The 22,714-nt window shown below is 43.1% G+C and carries 23 protein-coding genes; 6 read left to right on the top strand and 17 right to left on the bottom strand.

Annotated features, from left to right (window positions below; all coding sequences use genetic code 11):
- Positions 1-105: 105 nt before the first annotated feature.
- The 9 genes from KO473_RS22190 to KO473_RS22230 form a co-directional block, all read right to left on the bottom strand.
- Complete coding sequence (locus tag KO473_RS22190) at positions 106-1,056, bottom strand: glycosyltransferase family 2 protein (protein ID WP_005820725.1); 951 nt, start codon at positions 1,054-1,056, stop codon at positions 106-108.
- Positions 1,056-2,336 (bottom strand): nucleotide sugar dehydrogenase, encoded by a 1,281-nt coding sequence (locus KO473_RS22195; RefSeq protein ID WP_005820723.1) that lies wholly within the window; start codon positions 2,334-2,336, stop codon positions 1,056-1,058. The genes KO473_RS22190 and KO473_RS22195 overlap by 1 nt, the downstream gene beginning before the upstream one ends.
- Positions 2,337-2,349: 13 nt before the next feature.
- Positions 2,350-3,354, bottom strand: coding sequence for a glycosyltransferase family 2 protein (locus tag KO473_RS22200; protein WP_005820722.1), 1,005 nt, complete (start codon positions 3,352-3,354; stop codon positions 2,350-2,352).
- Entirely contained in the window at positions 3,318-4,256 is a 939-nt protein-coding gene (locus KO473_RS22205; RefSeq protein ID WP_005820721.1) for a polysaccharide pyruvyl transferase family protein, read from the bottom strand. Before KO473_RS22205 ends, KO473_RS22200 begins: the two co-directional genes overlap by 37 nt.
- Positions 4,205-5,305, bottom strand: a complete 1,101-nt coding sequence (locus KO473_RS22210) for a radical SAM protein (protein WP_005820720.1) — start codon at positions 5,303-5,305, stop codon at positions 4,205-4,207. Before KO473_RS22210 ends, KO473_RS22205 begins: the two co-directional genes overlap by 52 nt.
- The gene (locus KO473_RS22215; RefSeq protein ID WP_032537420.1) at positions 5,302-6,825 is read right to left on the bottom strand and encodes a hypothetical protein; all 1,524 of its coding nucleotides are present in this window, start codon (positions 6,823-6,825) and stop codon (positions 5,302-5,304) included. The genes KO473_RS22210 and KO473_RS22215 overlap by 4 nt, the downstream gene beginning before the upstream one ends.
- A 137-nt stretch (positions 6,826-6,962) precedes the next feature.
- Entirely contained in the window at positions 6,963-7,337 is a 375-nt protein-coding gene (locus tag KO473_RS22220) for a transposase (RefSeq protein WP_157195913.1), read from the bottom strand.
- Complete coding sequence (locus tag KO473_RS22225; protein ID WP_005820714.1) at positions 7,226-7,639, bottom strand: transposase; 414 nt, start codon at positions 7,637-7,639, stop codon at positions 7,226-7,228. The genes KO473_RS22220 and KO473_RS22225 overlap by 112 nt, the downstream gene beginning before the upstream one ends.
- Positions 7,636-8,154, bottom strand: coding sequence for a UpxY family transcription antiterminator (locus KO473_RS22230; protein WP_005820710.1), 519 nt, complete (start codon positions 8,152-8,154; stop codon positions 7,636-7,638). The genes KO473_RS22225 and KO473_RS22230 overlap by 4 nt, the downstream gene beginning before the upstream one ends.
- A gap of 280 nt (positions 8,155-8,434) precedes the next feature.
- Here KO473_RS22230 and KO473_RS22235 point away from each other — a divergent pair, with 280 nt between their 5' ends.
- Entirely contained in the window at positions 8,435-8,587 is a 153-nt protein-coding gene (locus tag KO473_RS22235) for a hypothetical protein (RefSeq protein ID WP_164932435.1), read from the top strand.
- Between the two features lie 224 nt (positions 8,588-8,811).
- Positions 8,812-11,175 (top strand): DUF3987 domain-containing protein, encoded by a 2,364-nt coding sequence (locus KO473_RS22240; RefSeq protein WP_181996067.1) that lies wholly within the window; start codon positions 8,812-8,814, stop codon positions 11,173-11,175.
- Between the two features lie 263 nt (positions 11,176-11,438).
- Here the strand turns inward: KO473_RS22240 and KO473_RS22245 are convergent, their stop codons facing one another.
- A complete protein-coding gene (locus tag KO473_RS22245) occupies positions 11,439-11,687 on the bottom strand; it encodes a DUF4248 domain-containing protein (protein ID WP_005820705.1) in 249 nt (82 codons plus the stop codon).
- Positions 11,688-11,877: 190 nt separating this feature from the next.
- Here KO473_RS22245 and KO473_RS22250 point away from each other — a divergent pair, with 190 nt between their 5' ends.
- On the top strand, positions 11,878-12,333 hold the full coding sequence (locus KO473_RS22250; RefSeq protein WP_005820701.1) for an HU family DNA-binding protein: 456 nt from the start codon (positions 11,878-11,880) through the stop codon (positions 12,331-12,333).
- Positions 12,334-12,581: 248 nt separating this feature from the next.
- On the top strand, positions 12,582-13,031 hold the full coding sequence (locus KO473_RS22255; protein ID WP_005820699.1) for an N-acetylmuramoyl-L-alanine amidase: 450 nt from the start codon (positions 12,582-12,584) through the stop codon (positions 13,029-13,031).
- A gap of 125 nt (positions 13,032-13,156) precedes the next feature.
- Here KO473_RS22255 and KO473_RS22260 read toward each other — a convergent pair whose 3' ends face one another.
- The 5 genes from KO473_RS22260 to KO473_RS22280 form a co-directional block, all read right to left on the bottom strand.
- The gene (locus KO473_RS22260) at positions 13,157-15,562 is read right to left on the bottom strand and encodes a polysaccharide biosynthesis tyrosine autokinase (RefSeq protein ID WP_005820697.1); all 2,406 of its coding nucleotides are present in this window, start codon (positions 15,560-15,562) and stop codon (positions 13,157-13,159) included.
- Between the two features lie 13 nt (positions 15,563-15,575).
- Positions 15,576-16,364: a polysaccharide biosynthesis/export family protein gene (locus tag KO473_RS22265; protein ID WP_122130857.1), complete on the bottom strand. Its 789-nt coding sequence runs from the start codon at positions 16,362-16,364 to the stop codon at positions 15,576-15,578.
- Between the two features lie 144 nt (positions 16,365-16,508).
- Positions 16,509-17,912 carry an undecaprenyl-phosphate glucose phosphotransferase gene (locus KO473_RS22270; protein ID WP_005779862.1) on the bottom strand — a complete coding sequence of 468 codons (1,404 nt, stop codon included), beginning with the start codon at positions 17,910-17,912 and terminating at the stop codon, positions 16,509-16,511.
- A 103-nt stretch (positions 17,913-18,015) separates the two neighbouring features.
- Positions 18,016-18,399 (bottom strand): hypothetical protein, encoded by a 384-nt coding sequence (locus KO473_RS22275; RefSeq protein WP_005779860.1) that lies wholly within the window; start codon positions 18,397-18,399, stop codon positions 18,016-18,018.
- Between the two features lie 433 nt (positions 18,400-18,832).
- Positions 18,833-19,753, bottom strand: a complete 921-nt coding sequence (locus KO473_RS22280; RefSeq protein WP_005820695.1) for a Tsr19 family tyrosine-type DNA invertase — start codon at positions 19,751-19,753, stop codon at positions 18,833-18,835.
- Between the two features lie 236 nt (positions 19,754-19,989).
- Here KO473_RS22280 and mpi point away from each other — a divergent pair, with 236 nt between their 5' ends.
- Positions 19,990-20,583, top strand: coding sequence for a serine-type multi-promoter DNA invertase Mpi (gene mpi / locus KO473_RS22285; RefSeq protein WP_005779856.1), 594 nt, complete (start codon positions 19,990-19,992; stop codon positions 20,581-20,583).
- Between the two features lie 146 nt (positions 20,584-20,729).
- On the opposite strand, the gene KO473_RS22290 is transcribed toward mpi, so the two are convergent.
- Positions 20,730-21,311 (bottom strand): HdeD family acid-resistance protein, encoded by a 582-nt coding sequence (locus KO473_RS22290; protein WP_005820692.1) that lies wholly within the window; start codon positions 21,309-21,311, stop codon positions 20,730-20,732.
- Positions 21,312-21,403: 92 nt separating this feature from the next.
- On the opposite strand from KO473_RS22290, the gene tpx reads away from it, so the two are divergent.
- Positions 21,404-21,904 (top strand): thiol peroxidase, encoded by a 501-nt coding sequence (tpx, locus tag KO473_RS22295; RefSeq protein ID WP_005779853.1) that lies wholly within the window; start codon positions 21,404-21,406, stop codon positions 21,902-21,904.
- A gap of 84 nt (positions 21,905-21,988) precedes the next feature.
- Here tpx and KO473_RS22300 read toward each other — a convergent pair whose 3' ends face one another.
- The gene (locus KO473_RS22300) at positions 21,989-22,612 is read right to left on the bottom strand and encodes a DUF4840 domain-containing protein (RefSeq protein ID WP_005820691.1); all 624 of its coding nucleotides are present in this window, start codon (positions 22,610-22,612) and stop codon (positions 21,989-21,991) included.
- Positions 22,613-22,714: the final 102 nt, after the last annotated feature.

Below are 22,714 nucleotides of genomic sequence, written 5' to 3' on the forward strand. Positions count from 1 at the left end.
CATTTCTTTTTGGTCAGATTCAATAAATGGAATATGATTAGGACTGGAATGAAAAAATATATAAATTTTAAATCGTTGAATAGCATAATAATTTTCTGATGTTTTTTAATGCTTCTCCAATAATTCTTTAATCTGAAGATACGTGGTTAAGCCAATGATAGAGACTATCTTTTTTTGTATTCCTTTTGCGGTTGGATGTATCGGCTTTTCTCCCAATGCGTAAATTCGCCTTTTGGCTTCATTGAACCATTTTGAATTCACTGGTGAATTGAACATTACAATGGAGTAGTTTAGTGCTAACCCTCGTCTAACAAGGGGCGTATTACGGATGGGTAATATTGTTTTTTCATAATTGATGCGAGAATCAAGTGATGATTGCATTTTAGTTGGTGATAGGCTGTTTTGCGTGCTGACGGAAAAATGTCCTCTTCTGTAGTAAAATTGGGGAGATTTGCAAAATAGAACTTTTGAAGTTTTACTTAATACCCGACAAAAGAAATCTCCATCTTGATTTTTTGTAAGTTGTTCATCCCATTTTCCAACTAAAGATATAAGCTGACGAGGTACAAGATAGCATGTTACTGCAAACATTTCACTTTTTGTCCAAAGGTCTGTTAGTAATTCGATAGGATCGTTATAATCTTTATAAATGCAGCGTTTGCAGAATTTAACATTTGTGCTATTCCAAAATTCTTGCCATGAGCATGTCGATATGGCGAGAGAATCATTTGCTTTTTCTAACCGCTTCATTTGCATTTCTATCATATCATCAGACATCAGATCGTCTGCATCTAGATATTTGATATAGTCTCCTGTGCTTTTTTCAAATGCTAAATTTCGCGCCCTGCATCCACCTGAATTGGGCTGACTGAAGACGTGGATACGTTCATCCTTTCTTTCATAATCACGAGCAATGGCCAGTGAATTGTCTGTGCTCCCGTCATCAACAAGGATTATCTCAATGTTGGGATAAGTCTGGCGAAGGCAGCAGTCAAGTGTTTCACCGACCCATTTTTCCGAGTTATAACAAGGTATGAGAATAGATACTTTTTTCATTATAATCGTCCGTCTATTAGCTGTCGGTCAAGGACACCTTTTACGTCATAAACCACACCTGTTATGCTATCTTTTAAAAACTCCCGAATATTGATATCCAAGAACTGGGTATGAGCAACTCCAAGAATCACAGCGTCAAATTTACCTTTTAATGTTTTGATAGAGGAGTCTGTTAGTTGAATGCCATATTCCTGTTGAACATGATTCGTATCAGCCCAAGGATCGTATATTGTTACATTCTGAGTATATTCCGTAAGCGTGTGATAAATATCAATAATTTTGGTGTTACGGATATCAGGACAGTTCTCTTTAAAAGTAATGCCGAGAAGCAATATTGCGGCATCTTTGACTAATATTCCTTTTTTGTTCATTAGCTTAATGGTTTGGTTGGCCACATAATCACCCATACCGTCATTCAATCTACGAGCAGCAAACATGATACGAGGGAGTACACCATATACTTGTGCTTTTTGAATTAAGTAATATGGGTCAACGGATATGCAATGACCACCTACCAATCCCGGTTTTAATTTGATGAAATTCCATTTGCTGGCAGCAGCTTCAATGACATCGTTTGTATCAATTCCCATAGCATTGAATATTTTTGCTAATTCGTTCATGAAAGCGATATTTACGTCACGTTGTGAGTTCTCTATAATTTTGGAAGCTTCTGCGACACGAATAGAGGGTGCTTTATGAGTTCCATTAATTAGTACAGAATTGTATACTCCATCGACAATGTCTGCTATTTCTGGAGTGGAGCCAGATGTAACCTTTTTTATTTTTTCAACTGTATGTGATTTATCGCCGGGATTTATACGCTCTGGGGAATAACCTGCAAAAAAGTCTATATTGAATTTTAAACCTGAAACACGTTCGACAACCGGTAAGCACTCTTCTTCTGTGACTCCAGGATATACTGTGGATTCATAAACTACGATATCGCCTTTTGAGATAACCTTGCCAACAGTTTCGCTTGCCCCCCATAATGGTTTGAGATCTGGATGATTGTTTCTATCTACTGGCGTTGGAACGGCTACTACATAAAAATTACAATCTTTGATTTCTTTTAAATCATGAGTACAATAAAATCCACCTTTTAAGGCTTCCTGTAAAAGTTCATCACTGACTTCAAGGGTACTATCATGTCCGTTATTAAGAGCATCAACACGAGATCGGTTCATGTCAAAACCTATAGTCGGGTATTTAGTTGAGAAAAGTCGAGCTAATGGTAAACCTACATATCCGAGACCTAGTACACAAATTTTTGTTTGTTCCATAATTCTTAATGATTTATAGTGTATGCAATTTTATTAAATTTAGTATCATTGTTTTTCCTCTATGAGGTATAGATAGACATTTTGTGATTAATAATATAAATGTGTAATAATAGAGGTGTTTTGATATAGATTCTTTTAAAAACCATTTGTATAAATATGGATATTCTCCTAATGATGGATAGCTAATGAAGCGAGGTGCAAAATAGCATAAATAGAATTTGTACTGCTGCTTGAAATACTTTCTGTCAAAGTTCAAAGTTACTATTTTTAATATTTTGCTTATATGGTATGCACTTTTTTGTTGGCTGGAGGTACTTATTATAGAGTTAGGAGTACAATAGTGCTTGTATGTAATTTGATGGGTAAAATATATATGTTTTAAAACTTTTGTAACATAGAACATCCAAAGCTCATCCTCGTGAATTAATCCTTTTTCAAAAAAAAGATTATAGGTTGTGAGAAAATCTTTCTTTATAAGCTTATTCCATGCATTTATGGGGATGGGGGAATTTAAGTCATAGAACCAATATCGAATACTTTCGTTATTAACAAATTCTGTTGGAAGATTATATTGACTGATATCATACCAATCAATATCAGCATTTTCAGGAAGTCCTTTTGTGTTTCCTTGTACAATTTCGATGGAATCATCTGTTTTTGCGATATCTACTAAATGTTCAATGCAATTAGGCATAAGTTCGTCATCGCTATCCAAATAGTAAATATAATCACCTGTAGCTTTTTCTGTACCAGTATTTCGACTTGCTGATAGTCCTTTATTCTTGGTATGTTTTAAAAGTAGGAAACTGACTGCACCATTATATGTAGATAATAATTTTTGTGTGATTTTGATACTGTTGTCAGGAGTGCAATCATCAACAATAATGCACTCTATGTTTTGATAAGTTTGCTCCATGACTGAAGTAATACATCTTTCAATATAATCTTCTACGTTATAAACAGGAACAATAATGGATATTTTTACATCATTTTGATATTTACAATATTTTTCATCCATAGATTATATACTCCTTTAATTTTTCCATATGAGTTATCAATGGCATATACTTTCTTCCCAAGTAATGTTGCAAGTATTGCCACATGTAATCGTGTAGAATAGATTGTTTGATACTTGTTTACAAATGATATACCTGATCGAATAATGAGATTTTTAAAGTGTTTTTTATATAGGTAATCTGTAATGGAACAGTATGCATTTGTTTTTAATAGATAATCAATTTTTTTGATGTATGGGATAATTCTATTATATATTTTGATAGTAATGGGCAAGTTCTCTATAGTGGGCCAATCTTTTACTACTGCTTCAGGAGGTATTTTGTAATTAGTGTATGTAATAGCTTCTGAATCACATCTTTTATTGAATAGAATACCCTTTCCTTTTTGGGGAGTTGTGTATTTATTGGTATTGAATATTAAAACCAAATCCGGTAATAATAGAGTTTTTACGTTATCATACATTTTAGAAACAAAATTATAAGAATTTTCATCTCTTAAACAAATGGTTATATCTCCTTTATGTTTGGAAAATATCTTGATGTCTTCTTGTAGGTATGTTGGATTTTTAAAGCATACACTTTGAGGTAATTGTATGATAGGGTTTTGGGGATAATTATTTAAAACCTGTCTTCTAAAGTTGTGATGTCTTATCCAAAGATCTCCCCAATTTCCTCCTCCCATAAATATGATTATACATTCTTGGGGAAGTGATTGTTTTTGATAAGTTTCAATACTAGAAGAATATATACATTTATGGTTGATGTCTTTTAGTAAATCTAAAGTAGATTGCCATATCAATACATCTCCAACATTAGTAAAATATGGTAGATCTAAAAGGATATAGTCATTTGTTATGAGTGGGAAAAGACTCTTTTTAAATTTTTCTTTATAAGTTGTTTCCATGAAGATATTCGGGCATACTGGTAAATAATATATTTAAAGTTGTAGTATTTTTTTTGTTTATTATTTAAGAGTGGATTGGTATCTTGAAATTTTTGATATAGAAAACTTTTCATTTCTGCTGTATACCAATGCGCATTTTCTCGATTTCTCAATTCTCCATAAGAGGGTAGAGGCTCTAATTCAGGGATAATTCCTTGGGAAATAAAGTGAGATGAATTAAAACAATATTGAAAATTGCAGTGTTTACCGATAGGACACCATTGAATTTCCTTGTTTAAGTCCTTAAATATATTTTGTTGTATTCCATTCCCATAACATCCTGTCAGGATTCCTGTACTTAAATTTAATTTTCCAGACCAATAGCCAGCATAGCAGTATTCATTCCGCTTTACCATGAAATTTTTATAAGTGAAATCGAATAGAGGAGAATGCATTTCTTTTCCTATTTTTATATATTCTTTTGTTGGAAGGTGAGAATGAATTTCAAATGTGTTGTTTTTTTCTTTTCTGGTCAATGCTACTTGAGGATATGCACCGCAATTTTTTAATGAAATTTCTTTTATTTCTTCCCAATACTCAAGATATTCATCAGATAAGTTTATTTGTAAAAGATAAGAACAACCGGCATTTCTAACCATTTTTATATTATCAAAAAAGGTTTTTAGAAGTCTTTTTTTCTTTAGTTCTACGTAATGGAATGAAAAAGAAATGTGCAAATGGTTATGATATCCCTCAGTTATAGTTAAGAGTTGTTGTATTTTTGATGATAAAGTTCCATTGGTCGTTATATTGACAAAATGTCCTTGTTTAAGGATTTCATAGGTTATTATTGGTAGTTCTTTAGGAATAAAAGTTTCTCCACTTCCTGTTATAGAAATTAAACTTATGCCTCCTAATCTTTCGGGACTTAATGCTTTTCCTATATGTTCAGGTGAATATTGAAATATGGCTTTTTCATTGGTTCTTCTATTCCCTTGAATAACGTAGCAATAGCTACAATGTAAATTACAAGCGGTGATTGGTAATAGACATTCTATGAATCTTCTCATTTTTTTATTTGCAATTTATTCTTTATACTATTTATTACATATTTTTTTTCGTCTATAGATAAACCTATTTTATATATTATAAATGTATTTACTATAAGTGCTGTAGCTGTTGTTATGAATAGCCTTAAAAGGCTTTCGTCTAAATGGGTAGATATAAAAAGAGGAATGGGTAAACAAATTGCTAATATTATGAAAGATTTGCAGTAAACCTCTTTAAAGAATATAAATGGGGAGAAACCTAATTGTTTATAAATAAAATATAGACGAATAAATAATAAACAAAAACTAATTGACAAAGAAATCGTCAATGCAGTTTGTGGTGGAGCTTCTAATTTATATGATATATATGAGAAAGGGAATATAAGCAGATTCATGCCACTGATGATAATTTGATAATTTCTGATGTTTCCTGTCGCTTGTATAGCACAGCTAATGGGATAATTGAAGCATTCAATTAAAGTTAGAAATAAAACGAGTCGGGTTAATGTAATGGTGTATGCAGGAAATTCTCCCAACCATAATGTTAAAAGATAGTTTGTTTCTGCAATGATAGGTACAGTTAAAAATGTAAGTAAGAAAAAAGAGAATTTTCCACCTCTTATAATGAGATTTTTCATTCGTTCTTTATCATTAGCTGCATAACTTTTGATAATTTGCGGGTTAATGGCTGTTGTAAAATTATTGCTAAATTGAAAAACGGCGGAATTTACTTGGTATGCGATGCCATTGGCTGCGTTTATTGCAGGACCAAAAAAAATATTAATTAGGATATTTACTCCTTGATTCTTTAGCATAATAGCTGTTGAACCTAATAGATTCCAGCTTGAGAATCCTAACATTTCCTTGATTAATTTATAATTTTTCTTTTTAGAAATATAAAATATAGAACTATATGTTTGTTTACAGTAGTAGTAATAAAAAAAGAATATGCTACTCGCAGCAATAAATTGTAATATGCTGAATGAAATTAGTCTATCATATGGAGTAATTGTTATCAATAAAGCAATTATAAGTTTGGATAATGCGTCAATGATGCCAATATAAGCATATATATTCATTTTTTCATTTGAAATAATTAATGCTCCGAATGGAGATTGTAGAATACTTGTGACAGCAGAAAAAATAACGATTTGAAAAACAATATTACAAGCAAATATTCTATCAGTTGGAATATTGAGTATATTGTTAATTCCCCATATGCCAATAAGTTCACTTAATATGATAACAATGAGTGATATAAATAAGTGAATATGAACAGAAGTAGAGAAAATGTTTTTGATATTGTCGGTGTTTTTTTCATTTAAGTGAAAAGTTATGAATCTTGTAGTTGCGGTTGCTAAGGAATTATTTATGAAACTGAAAATGACAATTGAACCTGCTAAAACATTGTATAATCCATAGTCTGTAATGCCAAGTGCTTTTAATGTAACTCTGCTTGTATATAAGGATACAAACATTATAAGCAACATGCGAAAATATAGCATTAAAGTATTTTTAGCTATGCGTTTATTGTTATTCATAAAATTGATAAGAATAGTAGGCACTCACTGGTAAGTACTCAACTTAGGGCATACTGTAAGTGTCCAATTGTAAGGACTCACTGTACGGCTATAATGCCCGCAAAGGTATTGTAGCCCACATTGAGTTGTATTTTTGTTTAATAATTAAGTTGTTTTGCAATATTCATAGGCAGAAGTGTCATATTATCCGTTTCACCGGATACTAATTTTCGTAAAACATCCGCAATATATTTAACAGAACGGATTCTGTTCATCTTGTAGCTTTCTATAAATGAGTAAATCAAAGACGTATTTTTAGCGGCTTGTTCCGAACCATAAAACAAATAATTCTTTCTTCCCAAGTAAATTGGCTTCATCAGCCGTTCTGCGGTGTTGTTGTCGATCTCAGCCCGATCATTATTCACGTAACGACGCACAGCCTTCCATTCGTTAGCCGCATAACGAACCGCTTTGATAAAAAGAGTAGCTGCAATATCTTTCGTATCATCAAATATCGGTTTAAGAAGCTGCAAAATTCAGATAAAACAGGTATAGGCCGGTGTTTCCTCTCTAATGCATGTTCTGACTCGGAAAGAAAATGAATCCGGCAATCCGATTCCACCCAATAAAGTTTCGAGATGAATTGAACGACTTTGGCCGAACTGGAATCTGTGTGCAAGGCATCCACAAACTTATGCTTGACATGAGCCATATAACCATAACGGGTGATTCTTTCTCGATCCCGGTCAAATAACTTGTAAACATTATAACCGTCGGTAGTAATGCTCCTAAAGAAGTTCTTGAAAAATTTACGGACGACTTCCATATCCTTCATCTCACCGCTTCCATCTTTCCCACTCTCTCCACGAACCCCACCGGCATATCCACATGGGCGCAGCCCAGCATATCCAGCCTTACCGCCACCTTACTTTTCCCGTTGATGGTCACCAGCTCGCCTTCCAGTCCGGTAAGCGGGCCTTTGATCACCCTCACCTGTTCGCCGGGGGCGAGGGGGGAGGAGCACACTTCGATGGCTTCTTCGGAGTAGTCGAGCATGAAGCGGAAGCGCTCCATCTGCTCGTCGGGGATGACGGCGGGAGTGCTTTGTCCGCGCAGCACCATGTAGCGGCTGACGGACGAAAGGGTCAGCACTTCGGCACGTTCTGCCGGGTCGACGTGTACGAAGATCATCATCGGGATGACCACACGCTCTATCTTTTTGCGGCGGTCGCTCCATTGATGGATTTCTTCCTGCACGGGCAGGAAACTTTCGATGCCCATTGCCGTCAGGCGGTCACGGGTTTTCTTCTCGTGATAGAGACGGACGTAGGCGGCAAGCCAGGATTTCATGTCGGTTGGGGAGTATGGTTTGAGAAAGTGGGAGGGTCGCTCCCGGATACGCTACGCGGTTACCTGTCACAGTTGTCTGCTTGGGTAAACCGAATCTTACGTTTGATTTTGCTGCAAAGATAGATATAAATTTACTAAATACAATAAATTGTTCATTAAAATAGAAAAAATAATGAATTTTTAATCTTTGGATCGTACTTTTGTGAGTTTAATAATTAACATATATTTCAAATTTAATGATTATGGAAAAAAAAACTACAAGTTAAAGAGCTCGAATGAATTGCTTAGAGAGTTGTCCGGACAGGTGTTTGCCCTGGTGCGTGAGCTTCCCAAACCGCTCTCGAGGGAGGAGATGCGGGAGATGAAACGGTTGTGCCGCTTCCTGAGTAACACGGTGAAGGATCAGGAGCGGAAGCGGGAGGTGAGAAAATAAATTCGGGTGTTAAAAAAAGCCGGGAGGCGGACGGTGAAAGTGGCGTGTGGGCGGGTGTGGAGGCTTTCCGAAGGGACTTTTACGGCGGTTTTAACATTCGGAAGTGTAAAAAGTTTGTTGTTCTTTTGCATCATGGTTCATTGCAGAGGATGCGGAGTGGCAAGGGTTTTGCTGTGTGCGCTTGGCGGTGGATCGGGATTAAAAACATTAAAATTTAATACTCAATGAAAAGGAGAGAGTTTAAAATTTCCTTTTTCCTCCATGTGTGGGAAAAGAAAGCGGAAGAGATTTCGTTGGAAGAGTTTCATAATGACCTCAGGGGAGCACGCTGGAAGGTGCTTGCCGAGTCGTATCGGCGGTGGATGCAGACGGGGATGACCGAGGAAGCCAAGAAGCTGAAGGGTGCCCTGAATGCAGTGGTGGTAGCCGGCAAGTGCCGGGGCGGACATGCGGCGAACCAGGTGAGCGGGCTGAGCGGACTGGCGCTGTTCGACTTTGACCACTGTCCGGAGAAACTGTCCGGGATGAAGGAGAAGGCCAAGGCGCTGCCTTATGTGGTGGAGGCCTTTGTCAGTATCTCGGGTGAGGGGTTGAAGCTGATTGTGCGCATCGATGCGGAGAATGCCGGGCAATACGCGGTGGCTTATCCTGTCGTCGCCCGTGAGTTGGAGCGCGTGTTGGGGCATCCTTGCGATATGTCGTGCCGTGATTTAGGACGGGCATGTTACGCTTCGTATGATCCGGAGGCGTATTATAATCCCGCTGCAGAGGTGTTTCCGTGGCGGGAGCAGGCGGACGGACTGCCGCAGGCGGAAGGGGAGTATCCTGTGCAGGCGGTGGACGGAGCTCGTCCGGCAGGCGTTGCTCCCGAAGCGGGGAATGGCTTTATGCAGGCTTTCCTGAATGATTTTGATGTCCGGAACCCGTTTGCGACGGGAGGGCGTCATGCGTTTATGTTGAAGTTGGGACGCTATGCCCGGTATAAAGGTTTTTCGCCGGAGGAAATGCGGCTGTTGCAAAAAACAGTGGTTGAGAAATACGCGCAGGCTGATTTCGGAAGCGGAGAGATTGAGAAAACTTTATTCTCTGGTTATCAGTATGCTTCTGTCAGAAAGGCGGACGCTGTCGGGGAAGAAAAGGGCTCAAAGGCTCAAGGCTCACTTTATACCCCTCACGGGGAAGAGGAGGGGGATGATTTGGAAGATCTCTTGTTCGGAAAAAGTGAAGCTTACAGACGACAGGCGCCTTACTTTCCCGAAGAGGTGTTCGAGCATCTGCCCGAGGTGCTTGCGGAGGGAGTAAAGGTGGCGGGCAGCTATCGGGAGCGTGACATGTTGCTGACGGCGATGGTTGCCAACATCAGCGCTTGTCTGCCCGAGGTGCGTGTTTTGTATGATCAGGTGTACTACTCGCCGCACCTGTATTACATGGTGATTGCCCATGCCGGAGGCGGAAAGGGGGTGGTGTCGCTTGCCGGCATATTGCCCGGAGAGATTCACCGGTATTATGAGAAGCAGAACGAGGATATGCGTCTGGTGTATGATAAGGCTTTCTTCGAGTGGGAACTGGAGCTGAAAAAGGCGCAGGCGGAGAAGCGTTCGCCGGACTTTTCGCTGCGTCCCAAAGAGCCTGCCCGTAAATTGCTGACACTTTCGCCCAATGTGTCGAAGAGTTTGCTGATCAGTGCATTGGAGGAGAGCGGCAAGTTAGGGTGCTGCATCAACGCTACGGAGCTGGACATGGTGTCGGGAGCTATCCGCAATGAGTACGGAAAGCATGATGACGTGTTTCGGGCGGCTTTTCAGCACGAGGTGGTTTCGGCCGATTTTAAGGTGAACGGGCGCCAGGTGGTAGCCCACCATCCACGCTTGGCATTGTGTTTCGCCGGTACTCCGAATCAGTTGGCGCGTTTCATACCTTCGTTGGAGAGTGGATTGTACAGCCGTTTTCTGATCTATACCGGACAGAGTGATTGGTGTTGGCGTTCGGCCGCTCCCCGGGCAGGGGGTGAAGATCATCAATCGGTGTTTGCCCGTCTGAGTCACAGGCTGTTGGAGTTACACCTGTTCTTGCTTCAGTCTCCCACGGAGGTCACGTTTACGGCTGCGCAATGGGAGGAGCATACGTCTCGTTTCTCCTCTCACCTGTCTGAGGTGGTGAACGAGCGGGATGATTCGCCCGGGGCGATCGTGCTGCGTCACGGATTGATGGCAAGTCGGATAGCTGGTGTGCTCACTGCTCTCCGCAAGGGGGAGTGTGCCTGGGCGATGCCGCAGTATGTGTGTTCGGACGAAGATTTCCATACTGCCATGCTGATGACGGATGTGCTCCTGGAGCATAGCTTGCTGCTGTCTACCAGTGTGCAGAAGAGTGAAACGAACTCCAAACCTCTGAAGCCTTATTTCAGGTTACGGCCGGTATTACAATCTTTTTCAGGAACTTTTACCTTCGCCGAGATGGTAGAAAAGGCGGTGAAAATGGGAATTCCCCAGTCCACTGCCAAGAGGCTTTTTAAGAAGACTGTAGACTTGGAACTCGTTGTGAAAGAGGATGGAAAATATCGTAAGACTCACCGCAAGTGGGCGTAATGATGCTTGTAGAGTGAGCCTTGAGCCTTTGAACCTTCTCAAAAAGGATAGGGGGGAGGCGAATGTATGAAAAAACTCTTAAGCCTTTTCTGAAAAGACTTAAGAGTTTCTACTAAAAGACTTGGATGTTTCGGGGGAAACGTCTAAGTCTTTTTCACGTTTTTCACCACAGAGGACACAGAGTTCACAGAGGAAAAATTTATTTTCCCCGGAACCGGTTTTTAAATTAAAACTCTGTGTCCTCTGCGTCCTCTGTGGTGAAATCAAGGTTCTCCCAGGTAATGCACAATCAGCCCGACTTCACGCTTGAGGAAGCTGTGGCGGTATTTGTTGTAATTGACTTCGGACAGTGCCTGTGTCAGGGCGGTGTTTTTACGCATCCAGCGGTAGAGTTTCTGCAGGGCGAGCACCGGGTCGAGTCCCGGGCAGTAAAGTTGTGCAAGTTCGGCTTTGGTGTACGAGCGGATAATGAAATCGGCTTCGGTTGTGTCTTCTTCTTTTCTTTGGTTCATAGTTTTGATTATCTGATTGTTATCTACTGTAAATATACGAAAAAATACCCGGAATGCAGCGTGTTTTTATACTCTTTTTTCGTCAAACTTCGTCATCGGTCCTCTTTCCTTGTCATTGGCGCACCGGGGGTGTCGTATCTTTGGAATGTGATTGAAAAACAGATGTTTAACTCTAAAAGAAAGTACGATTATGAGTAAAGAAGTTACGTATTCGGTAGTGGCGCGCAAGAACATGCTGAAGAAGGATGATCCCGCCAAGTATTATGCCCAGGCCCAGGCCAGCGGCGATGTAGGGCTGGACGAGATCTCGACCCGGGTGGAAAAGGCCTGTACGGTGCACTCGGCGGATGTGGTGGCGGTGCTGAAGGCGCTGGAGGATGAAATTGTAGACGGGCTGTCGAGGGGAGAGATTGTCAGGTTAGGGAATATCGGGACCTTTCAGGTGGGCCTGCGAAGCAGGGGAGCGGAGAAGGCAGAGGATTTCAAAGCGGCGAATATCAGCAAGGCGAGAGTGAACTTCCGTCCGGGGCCTGTGCTGGCGGATGCGATGAAGACGCTCAGCTTCAGCAAGGTGAGCACGCGGGCGGCGCAAAAGGGCGACGGCGGCGGAGGCGACGGGGGGATTGTGGATGACCCGACGGCATGATTTTCACCACAGTTTTTCACCACGGAGGACACAGAGGACACGGAGGAGGAATTAAAACTCTGTGTTACTCTGTGGTGAAACAGAGTGGTGAAAATTAAAAAACTCTGTGTCCTCTGTGTCCTCTGTGGTGAATAATGAAACTTAATATAGCAAAGCAACGATGAAGAAGTTACAAAGAATCTTGGAATGGGTGATCGCGTTCCTGATGTTTCTCAGTGGGAGGAATGTCGAAAAGTGAAGGAGGGGGTATGAGGAAAATCGACTTAATCGTGATTCATTGCTCCGCAACGAGGGAAGACCGGTGCTTTACGGAGTTCGATCTGGATGTCTGCCATCGCAGGCGTGGATTCAACGGGCCGGGGTATCACTTCTATATCCGCAAGGACGGGCGGATTGTGTCCACTCGTCCGGTAGAGAAAATAGGGGCGCATGCCAAAGGGCACAATGCGACGAGTATCGGTATCTGTTATGAAGGAGGGTTGGATGCGAGGGGACGTCCCAAGGATACCCGGACGGAGTGGCAGGTGCATTCGATGCGGGTGTTGGTGAAGGCTCTGCTAAAACAGTATCCCGGCAGCCGTGTGTGTGGCCACCGGGATCTGAGTCCGGACTTGAACGCCAATGGGGAGATCGAGCCCGAGGAATGGATAAAGCAGTGTCCGTGTTTTGATGTGTCTGATGATAAAAAATTACATTGATGTTTTAAAATGGAAATTTAACCGCTATAAGAGTTAATTAAATTAACTCTTATAGCGGTTTGGATTTCATGGCATAAGTGTAACAAATAATTAATTCTTCATATTTTATAAAATCATAGAGATGTCTAAGTGTGTTTTTGGCCGTAACCATATCCATAGCCGTACTTTTTGCCGTACCCGTAGTAGCGTCCGTATTTTCCGTATCCATAGTAATAACCGTATTTCCGTTTTTTCATGTCGAGCCCGTTGATGACGGTACACAGGTTCGGAAGTTTGTTGCCCAGACGAAGATCCTCGAGCAGGGTATAGTCGGCTTTATGCGTATAGTCGGCACGGCATACGTAAACGGAGAGGTCGGCTACCCGTGCGATGATCTGTGTGTCGGTGACCAGCCCGATGGGGGCGGTGTCGAGTATCACGTAGTCGAAGTGCCTTTTCAGAATATCGATGGCCTGCACCAAAGCCTGGCGTGCCAGCAGCTCGGTGGGGTTGGGCGGAACTGTTCCACCGGGGAGGATACTCAGGTTGGGTGATATCTCCGAGGGCTGCACCATAGACAGCAGGTCGGTATGCTGCGGATTGGCCAGGTATTGAGTGATTCCTTTCTCTTTGTGCGAAAGGGAGAATACTTTGTTCAGTCCCGGCTTGCGGATGTCGAGTCCCACGATGACTACTTTCTTGCCGAGCAGCGAGAGGCTGATGGCAAGGTTGGTGGCTACGAATGTTTTTCCTTCGCCGCTGATGGTGGAGGTGACCAGGACCACTTTGTTCTCTTCGCCCAGCATGAATTGCAGGTTGGTGCGGATGCCCCGGAAAGTTTCCGCCATCAGGTCGTTTTCGTTTTCGCGGACGGCGATGCTTCCGTGTTTCCCGTCTCCCTCTTCCGCCAGGGGGATGTCCCCGATGATAGGGACGGAAGTCAGTTTCTCCACGTCCGCCCGTCCTTCTATGCGGAACTGGAGCAGGCCCATGACGTAGATGACGGCTACGGGGATGCCTATCCCCATCAGGAGTGCGATCATGTAGACCGTCTTTGTCTTGGGTGAGACGGGACCGTTGTCGGCCATGGCTTCGTCTACGATTTTGGCATTGTTGGCAGTGGCAGCCAGCGCGATGGAGTTTTCTTCCCGTTTCTGGAGCAGCATCAGGTAGAGTCCGGCTTTGATTTCCTGCTGGCGCGAGATGCTGACAAGCTGGCGTTCCTGGGCGGGAGCATTGCTGATGCGGCGGTTGAACTTGTTGGCCTGCCGGTCGAGGTCGGCTTTGGTGATCAGCAAACCTTTCTGAACGCTGTGGATGGTGGTCAGGATGTTTTCGCGCATGGCACGGATGCTGGTATCCAGATTCACGATCACCGGGTTGGTTTCCGAAGAATTGAGCAGCAGGCGGTTGCGTTGGAGCACCATTTCGTTATACTGGCTGATAAGGGTGGACAGGGACTGGTCGGTCAGACCGACGTTGACGGGCAACACGGTGTTGAGCTTGTCCGGAGCGGAGATATATTCGCCTAAGTAGCGTACCAGGTTGAGCTGGGTGCCGTTCTCCACCCGTTGTTTCTCGTAGGCGGAGTTTTCGCTGACGGCCAGTTGGGCATCGCTTGCCAGGTCCGTCAGTCCGGCATCCCGTTTGAAGTTTTCCAATTCCTTTTCGGTACTGAACAACTCGTCGTTGATGATGCGGATGCGTCCGGCGATGAACTCTTCCGTTTTCTCCGCCACCTCGTTCTTGTCGTTGTTGGTGTTCCGGTTGTAGACCTCGATCAGCTTGTTGATGAAGTCCTCGCCCCGGCGTTTGTTGGTATTCTTTAAAGAGACGATAACGATAGAGGTGGTTTTGGACGTCGGTTCTACACTGAGTGCTCCCGCATAGCCTTTGGCTGTCCACAGGGGATTGCTGACAACGGCGGTGAGCGTCTGCGGTTCTTTAACGGTGACGGAGTCGTGGGCAAGCGTAAACGTGAACGTGCCTGCGGGAGTAGTGAGCAGTGCCGGCAGCTTGGAGAACTTTTTACTGTAGGAGCTCTCTCCGATGGTAGCTTTCACGTCGAGCCGGTTGCCGGGCGACAGGGTGAGTTCGAACACGGCCGGCGCTGCTAACTTGTCCGCTTCTTGCGGAGTGAGTCCCACCAGTACCGGCGAATTTTTATAAAGTTCCGTTTCGTTGAAACTGCCTTTGGCTGTATAGGTGGTGTATAGGTTCAGTTCGCTGACCACATGTTTGACCAGCGTTTTGGAACGTAGTATTTCAATCTCGTTGTCGATGTTCGATACCGAGCTGACCAGACCCAGGCCTTCGAGCGCGGTGAGGTTTCCTCCACTGTTGCCCCCTTTCTTATCGTCCTTGATGACTACGGAGGCCGAGATGTTGTAGACCGGAGTGGTCTGCCGGAGGTATAACCATGCTCCCGCCAGGCAGAGGATGATCGAAGCCACGAACCAGGGCCACCGGATGATGTAGCGGAACAGCATGGCGTGGAAGTCTATTTTCTCTTCTTTTTCTTCGTATAGATCGTCGTATAAGTCTTCTTTCATTTTCGGGGTTTCTTTATTTGGCGATTGTAATGATTAAACTGGCAAGCGACACAAGCGTGCCTACCACGGAGAACCAGATGGTGGTGCTGGTGCTGATGTCGGCTGTTTTTGCCTTGGTCTTATTGGGCGTGACATACAGGATGTCGTTCTGTTGCAGGTAGTAGTAGGGCGATTGGACGATATCTGCCCGGTTCATGTCCAGCGTGATGATGTGCTGGTGTCCGTCGGCGTCCTCGCGGATCAGGCGGACGTTGTCACGCAATCCGTACACGGTCATGTCGCCTGCCATGGCAAGGGCTTCGAAGAGGTTGACCTTTTCGTTGCTGATGGTGAAAGTTCCGGGAGCGTTTACTTCACCGATGACAGAGATCTTATAATTGGCCATACGGACGGTGACGATGGGCGATTCTTTGATATAGTCGCTTAACTTCCCTTTGATCAGTGTTTCCGCCTCGCTTTTGGTCAGCCCGCCGATGTGCAGGGTGCCCAGTATCGGGAATTCGATATTGCCCCGGTTGTCTACCAGGTATTGCTGGAGTGCCGGCTGGCTGGTCAGGCTGTTCTGCGCGGCGCTGACGGGAGTCGCTACGGTGAGGTTGAACGGTTCAGCCAGTTCGGGGTCGGTGCAGGACACGACGATGGTGAGTAGATCCTTCGGCATGATGCGTGCATCATAAAGCTTGGCTTCCGCAACGGCACGCTGCGCCTCTCCCGAGTCTTGCAAATAAGGCACTTTCTTGTAGGACTGGCAGGAAGCCAGCAGGATACAGGTTAACGTAAAAAAAAGTAGTCTTTTTGTCATTTATCTTAATTTTAGAATATTACTATATGGGGTGGTTCACCACAGAGGACACAGAGTTCACAGAGGAAGAATTTAAGATCTTTCTATAAACCTGGAAAATAAAAACTCCGTGTCCTCTGTGTCCTCTGTGGTGAACCCTTTGTTTTAATAAGCTTCTTTTTCTCCTTCTAACGCATTTCTTACAGTTTTATATATTATATATAAATCGAGCATGAAGGTCCAGTGCTCTATATACCAGATGTCCCGTTGCACGCGGCCTTCCATTTGCCACAGCTCGTGGGTTTCTCCACGAAAGCCGGTGACTTGCGCCCAGCCGGTTACACCCGGCTTCACAAAATGGCGGACCATGTATTTGTTGATCAGTTGTGAGTATTGCTCCGTATGTTTCAGCATGTGAGGGCGGGGGCCCACTACCGACATGTCGCCCAACAGTACGTTGATGAACTGCGGCAGTTCGTCGATGCTGCTTTTACGCAGGAAGTTGCCGAATCGGGTTTTACGCGGATCGTGCAAGGTGGCTTGCAGGGTGTCGCTCTGTGCGTTTACTTTCATGGAACGGAACTTGTAACACCAGAACTCGCGTCCGTCTTCTCCGCTTCGCTTCTGCTTGAAGAAGATGGGGCCCGGTGAGGTGATTTTGATGGTCAGTCCGACGATGATATAGATAACGGGGAAGAGCGTGCACAGGAACAGCAGGGAGAAAACGATATCGAACGTACGCTTCCTGAAGCGGTTTTCGGTGAAACTGAGAGGCTCCTGACGGATGCAGAGTACGGGCACGTTGCCCAGAAGCTCGAAGTACATCCGGCGTTTAAGATAACTGCGTACGTTGGGGACGCTGAAGAAGCGTATCAGGTGATTCTCACAATAATCGATGATGGGGAGTATCTCCTCGCTGCGGGCGGATGGCAGGCAGCAATATACTTGTTCGATTCCTCCCCGTTTCAGATAATCCACAATCTTGCCGGGTTGTCCCAGATATTTCACTTTTTCGGGAAAGCGGCTGCCGGGCTGGTCGTCGAAGTATCCGATGACACGAAATCCGGAAGTGACATCGTCCGTCATTTGATGATACAGTTCGATGATATTGCTGTTGCTGCCCACGAGAATGATGCTGCGGGAGTTTCCTCCATGCTTGCGGTAGCATTTCAGGAGTCTGCGAAACAGCAGACGGTAGCAGACTAACAGCGTGGTGAACGTGAGATAGAATATCAGGAAGAAACGTGCGGAGAGGATACCGAAGTTTCCAAAGGTGAGGGCGCAGGAGAAGAATAGGGCGTGTCCGGCGCTGTTGCGTATGGCGCGCCATACAATTTGTTCGGGACGTACTACGCGGCGATGCAGTATGACGCCCGATGACATGTTGCTAACCAGATAGCATAAGTTGAGTAATACTAAAACCTGTGGAAGTGAGTGTGTAAATGGGTCTGCAAAGAATTTACTTCCTAAGAGTGCGTACAGAGATAGAAAGATACCATTCAAGAGAATTAAATCTCCGGCGAATACTATCCTTTTTATAACTTTATTAAACCGCAACACTTGTTTCATATTGTATGTTTAGAAATGGTTCCTAACGACATGTTCTTTTGAATCTTTTTGATATACTTTTGACTCGGAAACACAAAAGTAGATTTATAACTTTTATTTTTATTCAGAAAAACTCCATAATAGTTATGAATTTATTGTTAGTTTCTCCACCGAACTTCCGGGAGCTCCCGGAGTGGGAAGTGACGGTGAGCTGATTTCCACCGTTTGTCTCTATTTCCTTGTCTTTCCGATAGTTTGTATCCAAAGGGAAATCAACGTAGCGCTTCTGATTTCCGAAATCACGGAAATCCTGCCGATACCAACCCGTATAAGTTACGGATGTTCCTTTTGCAGAATCGGCGGGGGCTATATAATCACTCTGAATCAGGATGCCGATACAAATTACATCGCAGTACATCTGAGACAGGTTCATGTCCTGTTCGGATATGTACATATCCCGTTTACAGATATGATTTGCGATAGTCGTCAATGTTCTATTTATTGTCATCTTGCTGTGTGCATTACAATTTGTTCCCTTACTTATTAGGTAATAGAACAAAGCGATCCCTTACTTATTAGGTAATAGAATGCAGAATAACGAAAAGATATAAAATATGGCTTGGAGAGGTTAACTAAACATAAAAGAGGGAGTAGCTTATATAACTACGATGTAAAATTATCGCAATTTGGTAACTCCTGTTTGAGTAATTACATCAAACAGGAATTATGACTAATCTTTCTATTATATGAATAAATTATTTCAAACTGATATTTAAACTGATTATTATCCACTTTATTGGGAAAGAAATTATCATTTTGTTTGTGATATTTCAATTTTTATCTCTACTTTTGCAGCGATAAAACAAACAAATCTGTTCTATTACCTAATAAGTAAGGGATCGCTTTGTTCTATTACCTAATAAGTAAGGGAACCATTTATATCACTCTTCTTCTTCCTTCTTTAGTCTCACGGCAGCAATTACTTTTTTATTCGCATTACTCAGTGTTTTATTATCAAAAGAAGCCAGGTAGATGTATGTCACCTTTTCCGAAGCATGCCCCATGCCGGCACTGATTACTGAAACCGGAACCCCCTTTTGCAGGGCTGTGGTGGCCCAGCTATGGCGTGCTACATAAGAAGTGAGCGGAGTCTTCAGCTTAAGTATTTCAGATATCCGGTTGAGTCGCTTGTTATACACCCTCAGCGCACTCCGGTATTGCTTATGCCCTTCTTCACCGGCTGCGCTAATGACCGGTAGCAGATAGATGGAGTCTGCACAGAGTGCCGCATACTTCCTAAGAATCGCTTTGGCACAGCTTTCTATGATGACCGTAAGTTGCTGACCCGTTTTCTGACGGAAGTAAACCAGTGTTTTCCCTCTCACGTCTGTTTTGCGGAGGTGCACCAGGTCGACAAATGGGATGCCACGCAGATAGAAGCTCAGCAAGAAGAGGTCGCGGGCAAAATCGAGCTTACTGTTCTTACCCAGATCGGCCTCCAGCAGACGGGAGATGATGGAAGGCGAAATAGCCCGTTTGGCGGTAGGTTCGTTGCCGATGAAAACATTCTCGAATAACTCCCGCGTATTGAGTGAAGCCAGGTTTTGCTCGATGGCCTGATTGCAAATGGAACGTAACATGCGCATATAGAGTGAGATCGTATTATGCCTTTTCCCACTCAAAAGCAAATACTGTTCGTACTCCTTGATGCTCTCGGGAGTGATTTCTTCAAAAGTAAGCGAATCTTTTCCTGCAAACTTCTGATAACTGTGCAGGGTGTAAATGTAAGTGTTGGCTGTACTGTAACGACCACCTAACTTAGCCTTCTTGGCTAAAGATTTAATGAACTTTTCAATTTCCATTTTCTTGTTTTTTTTTAGTGTGTTCAACAACAATGATTCTAATAAAAAAGATTTTGAGCGGTAAGGCAGAAAATTTGCAGGAAATTAGTAAAAAATCAATAGCCATAAAGTATAGACGAATGAAAGTGTCATAAATACCCAAATGGTCCGATGAAAAAGGAGAGTAAAAAAGTGTCCCGAATTTGGATGAATAGCCGTTCTTTCGTGGTGTATTAATCAATTAAAAACATGAAATTATGGTAATAGCTTATTTGAGAGTAAGTACGGAAAAACAGTTTTTAGCTAATCAGAAAGAAGAGATTTTGCGATTTGCAGAGAAAAATGGATTATCGATCGACAAGTGGTACACAGAGACTATCAGTGGAAGCGTAAGCACAAAAGACAGGAAATTATCAGAGTTACTGAAAAGGATGCACCCGGGGGATACACTGATTGTAACGGAGATTTCGAGGCTGAGCCGTACATTGCTCGAGATTATGACTATCCTGAATTTCTGTATCAAGAAGCAGGTGGTGCTTTATAGCACCAAAGAAGGCTATGTGTTTCAGGACGACATCAACAGTAAGGTGCTGGGATTTGCATTCGGGCTGATGGCGGAAATCGAAAGGAACCTGATTTCGATGCGTACCAAAGAAGCACTTGCACGTAGAAAACAGGAAGGAATGACTTTAGGCAGAAGAAAGGGGGATACGCCTAAAATTAAATTGCTGAGTGCCAACAAGCGGGTACTAACCAGAGAACTTGACAAAGGAACTACTTACTCGGAACTGGCGGAAAAAATGGGGGTGTCCAGAACAACATTGTTCCGGTTCATGAAAACGATGTATTAGTGAATGATGAACGATTAGGGGAGCCATGATTCACCACAGATTACACGGATTCTCACAGATTAATAATTTATTTTACTGAGAGTTAAATTAAAATATCTGTGTTAATCTGTGTAATCTGTGGTGAATATGAGTTCATTCACTGTTTATCATTTACCGTTCATCGTCGATGATCGTTTATGAAGGCTTTTCAGTTCGAAGGAGAGCATGACCCGGAAGAAACCGATGATCAGGAAGGTGAATGCCAGCATGTATATAACGTAAAGTGCACCCACGGCCGGTTGCCAGAGTATGATCAGCGAACAAATGATGGCAAGGATACCGAAGCCCATGTACCATCCCCACTCACGGGTTCCATAACGTTTCAGGTCCATGGAATAGCCTGTGGCAGAGAAACCGCGGAACATCATCCAGAAAGCGACAATGAACGGTATGACTTCCATGCTGAGCAATGGATAAGCTACCAGGTAAATACCTAAGATCAGGTCGATAATACCTCCTGCGAGATACCATCCCCAGGACGAGATGCTTCGCCGGTTGCTGATGGAAAAGATGATTTCGATAATACCACTGATCAGCATGGAGATGCTGAAGATAACGCTGAGGGCAATGTAACTGCTTCCCGGTGCAAACAGCAGGCAGAGAGCCACGATGATGTACAGAATACCTAAGATAAGAGATAACCACCAGTTTTTGACTGCGTGTTCCATCTCGTCGAATAAAGTTTTCATATCAATTCTATTTTTAGATTATTGTCCCACGTGAACAAAGTAAGCGTACCGATTGTTTAGAATATAGTAAATAAAACTTAGAGATAACAATTATGGCAACAACAAATTTCAAAGGACAACCGGTAAAGCTGATTGGCGAATTTATACAGGTTGGAAAGGTGGCTCCCGATTTTGAGCTGGTGAAAAGTGATTTATCTTCTTTCTCACTAAAGGATTTGAAAGGTAAAAATATAGTTCTGAATATTTTCCCAAGTATGGATACCGGTGTCTGTGCTACTTCGGTGCGTAAATTCAATAAGATGGCAGCGGGATTAAAGGACACGGTGGTATTGGCCATTTCGAAAGACTTGCCGTTCGCTCAGGGACGTTTCTGCACGACGGAAGGCATTGAAAACGTGATTCCATTGTCCGATTTCCGTTTCTCGGACTTTGACGAAAGCTATGGAGTGAGAATGGCCGACGGACCGCTTGCCGGATTGCTGGCACGTGCGGTGGTGGTGATCGGAAAAGACGGGAAAGTGGCTTATACGGAACTTGTTCCGGAGATTACTCAGGAACCTGATTATGAAAAGGCACTGGCTGCCGTGAAGTAATCTGTGTAGGAGAAGATTTAGGAAAAAATAAAGTCCGTGTTCACTCCAAGGAGGTGGGAACACGGACTTTTTCATGTGGAATTGTTACTTCTTTTTAGTCATATCGAAGTCGAACTGTACTTTAGAAGTCGGTACAACCACATCTGCCAGTTTAATCTCGTCGGCATTGAGCTTCATCTTCAACTGATTGTTTTTGTAAGCGAAGCTGCCTTTTTCCGGAGAAGAAATGGTTACGGTTACAGTCTGATCTTTTCCACCTTCTATGGTAGAGGGCAACTGGAGGATCAGCGGTTTCGGTTCGAATGCAAGGTAGATACTGTCTTTCTCTGTATTGAGAGCCGGCTTGTAACCTACTTTGTATTTCACGTCACCGATAGCTTTGATAATGGCTTCTGCTTTGTCTTTGTCACCGATAATAGAGATGATAAGGTCGTCAACCGGCAATTTGTCGAAGAAAACGGTATCATTCTTTACTGTCGCATTGACATCCTGTCCCTTGGGAGTTTCACCTTCGCCGGCATTCTCTCTGCCTGCAAGAGGAGTAATTTGGGTGATCAGTACTTTTCCGTTATAGGTGCCTGCCACGTCATTGGTCGACGGAGGAGGGAGCGGAGAGTTGTCATCGTTGTCACAAGAAGACAAGGTTACCACTGAAAAAGCAATCGCAAAAGCATAAAAAAGCTTGGATAGATTAAATTCTTTTTTCATTTTCTTAAACATTAAATTTGTTACATAAATCAGTCGTTCATCAACCAACTGTAAGGCCTAGGATTTGTTTTTTGATGAATTGTTGATTAACTGGTTTGGTGT

This window comes from Bacteroides sp. HF-4919 (genome assembly GCF_018860125.1).